Raw genomic sequence first — 3,198 nt, 5'->3', positions numbered from 1 at the left:
GAGTGAAATAGAACATGAAACCGTTAGCCTACAAGCAATGGGAGGACGATTTAACGTCTGACCGTGTGCCTGTTGAAGAATGAGCCGGCGACTTACAGGCTGTGGCAGGTTAAATGGGAGACCATGAAGCCAAAGTGAAAGCGAGCCTGAATAGGGCGATAGTCACAGTTTGTAGACCCGAACCCGGGTGATCTAACCATGGCCAGGATAAAGCTAGGGTAATACCTTGTGGAGGTCCGAACCGACCAACGTTGAAAAGTTGGCGGATGAGCTGTGGTTAGGGGTGAAATGCCAATCGAACCCGGAGCTAGCTGGTTCTCCCCGAAATGCGTTTAGGCGCAGCGGTTGTGTACCTTATGGGGGGGTAAAGCACTATTTCGCTGCGGGCTGCGAGAGCGGTACCAAAGCGAGATAAACTCAGAATACCCTATAAGCATCAACCAGTGAGACGGTGGGGGATAAGCTTCATCGTCGAAAGGGAAACAGCCCAGACCACCAGCTAAGGTCCCAAAATAAATACTAAGTGATAAAGGAGGTGGGAGTGCATAGACAACCAGGAGGTTTGCCTAGAAGCAGCAACCCTTAAAAGAGTGCGTAATAGCTCACTGGTCAAGCGCTCCTGCGCCGAAAATGAACGGGGCTAAGTATTTTACCGAAGCTGTGGACAGGAAACTGTGGTAGGGGAGCGTTCTGTATAGGGTGAAGCACTAGCGGCAAGCAGGTGTGGACAGTACAGAAGTGAGAATGTCGGCTTGAGTAGCGAAAATATATGTGAGAATCATATACCCCGAAATCCTAAGGGTTCCTCCGGAAGGCTCGTCCGCGGAGGGTTAGTCAGGACCTAAGGCGAGGCCGAAAGGCGTAGTCGATGGACAACGGGTTAACATTCCCGTACTGATTAGAAATTGTGGCGGGGGACGGAGAAGGCTTAGTATCAGCCGGAAGATGGTTACCGGTGCAAGGAAACGAGGCGATGAGGGACGGAGAAAACGTCCTGAGCCAAGTTCTGAGTCCGAGGAGCTACGGCTCTTAAGTGATGCGAGTCAGACTTCCCAGAAAAGCCCGAACCACGTTAATTTCTAATTACCTGTACCCGAAACCGACACAGGTAGGAGAGTAGAGAATACTAAGGGGCGCGAGATAACTCTCTCTAAGGAACTCGGCAAAATGACCCCGTAACTTTGGGAGAAGGGGTGCCACCGCAAGGTGGTCGCAGTGAAGAGGCCCAGGCGACTGTTTACCAAAAACACAGGTCTCCGCCAAGTCGCAAGACGCAGTATGGGGGCTGACGCCTGCCCAGTGCCGGAAGGTTAAGGAAGTTGGTTAGCTTCGGCGAAGCTAGCGACCGAAGCCCCGGTGAACGGCGGCCGTAACTATAACGGTCCTAAGGTAGCGAAATTCCTTGTCGGGTAAGTTCCGACCCGCACGAAAGGCGTAACGATCTGGGCACTGTCTCGGAGAGAGGCTCGGCGAAATAGGATTGTCTGTGAAGATACGGACTACCTGCACCCGGACAGAAAGACCCTATGAAGCTTTACTGTAGCTTGGAATTGGGTTCGGGCTTCCCTTGCGCAGCATAGGTGGGAGGCGTTGAAGTTTTCCTCGTGGGGAAAATGGAGCCAACGGTGAGATACCACTCTAGGGAGGCTAGAATTCTAACTTAGACCCGTAATCCGGGTTAAGGACAGTTTCAGGTGGGCAGTTTGACTGGGGCGGTCGCCTCCTAAAAGGTAACGGAGGCGCGCAAAGGTTCCCTCAGGCTGGTTGGAAATCAGCCGAAGAGTGCAAAGGCAGAAGGGAGCTTGACTGCGAGACTTACAAGTCAAGCAGGGACGAAAGTCGGCCTTAGTGATCCGACGGCACCGAGTGGAAGGGCCGTCGCTCAACGGATAAAAGTTACTCTAGGGATAACAGGCTGATCTCCCCCAAGAGTTCACATCGACGGGGAGGTTTGGCACCTCGATGTCGGCTCATCGCAACCTGGGGCTGTAGTAGGTCCCAAGGGTTGGGCTGTTCGCCCATTAAAGCGGTACGTGAGCTGGGTTCAGAACGTCGTGAGACAGTTCGGTCCATATCCGGTGTAGGCGTAAGAGCATTGAGAGGAGCCTTCCTTAGTACGAGAGGACCGGGAAGGACGCACCGCTGGTGTACCTGTTATCGTGCCAACGGTAAACGCAGGGTAGCCAAGTGCGGAGCGGATAACCGCTGAAAGCATCTAAGTGGGAAGCCCACCTCAAGATGAGTGCTCTCACAGGGTTAACCTGGTAAGGTCACGGGAAGACCACCCGTTAATAGGCACTCGGTGGAAGTTCAGCAATGAATGAAGCCAAGGTGTACTAACAGACCGAGGGCTTGACCTTTTAATGTTGACTCTTATTCTGCAGTCTTGAGGGTAAATATTGAGACTAACTTTCTGGTGTCTCTAGCGTGGTGGTCCCACTCCGACTCCATCCCGAACTCGGCAGTGAAACACCTCAGCGGCCACGATACTTGTGGGGTAGCCCACTGGGACAATAGCTCGATGCCAGAATTATTCTTTCCAAAAGCCATCCTTGAACACCTCAAGGGTGGCTTTTGGTTTTTTTATCTCTCTCTCTTGACTCACTTCACTTAAAATCTTTTATAGAGTCTTGATATTCTCTTCAAAGAGAACTTTCCTTAAAAGTAGCACGAGAGTTTATTTTAGAATAATTATCTCCCTCAGCTTCTTTGACAGCATAATTTTATTTTCTGTCAATGCGAAACTTCTAGTCTTGATTTTTCAATTTCCCTATGGTCCTCAATTTTTTTTTTCATAGGAGGAGTAGGAGGATAATCTATATCTCAGTCTTTAATACTCGTCCTTAGGTTCAATCTACCGTATCGGAATAAGACTGTTCTACTGTAACCTCAGAAGAATTGTCCCCTGTTAGAATATCTAGACGGGGGGGAATTTGAGTATTTAATTGATTAATTGCCCACTTAGCCGTCTCTTGAACTTCGCGATCGCTATCATCGATTGCATGACAAAGCAGTTGGCTAATTTGGGACATTAACTCATAAATACGAGTTAAATCTCGGATAGCATTTTTACGGACTTGAGGGTTGTTATCTCGTAGGGAGAGGCTCAAAGCATGGTTCATCGGTTTGAGGGTTCTTGCACTAATTTGAGAAAGTGCTTCTAAGATTAAACTGCGTTCTTGGGGAGTCGGTATCAAT

General features: G+C 49.8%; 1 protein-coding gene and 2 rRNA genes. 2 read left to right on the top strand and 1 reads right to left on the bottom strand.

Features of this window, described 5'->3' with window-relative positions; genetic code table 11:
• Both C4E06_RS05440 and rrf read left to right on the top strand, forming a co-directional pair.
• Nucleotides 1–2,360 (top strand): 23S ribosomal RNA (locus tag C4E06_RS05440); the annotation flags it as partial.
• 52 nt (nucleotides 2,361–2,412) lie between these two features.
• Nucleotides 2,413–2,530: ribosomal RNA gene (gene rrf / locus C4E06_RS05435) — 5S ribosomal RNA — on the top strand.
• Nucleotides 2,531–2,849: 319 nt separating this feature from the next.
• Here rrf and C4E06_RS05430 read toward each other — a convergent pair.
• Nucleotides 2,850–3,198, bottom strand: a 349-nt coding sequence (locus tag C4E06_RS05430; protein WP_198648347.1) for a HEAT repeat domain-containing protein, incomplete at its 5' end; no start/stop codon positions are given.

The sequence above is a fragment of the Cyanothece sp. BG0011 genome, assembly GCF_003013815.1.
Taxonomy (GTDB): domain Bacteria; phylum Cyanobacteriota; class Cyanobacteriia; order Cyanobacteriales; family Microcystaceae; genus Crocosphaera.
Note: the sequence above shows the minus strand (reverse complement) of the source record. Positions and strands in the feature narration are given on the sequence as shown.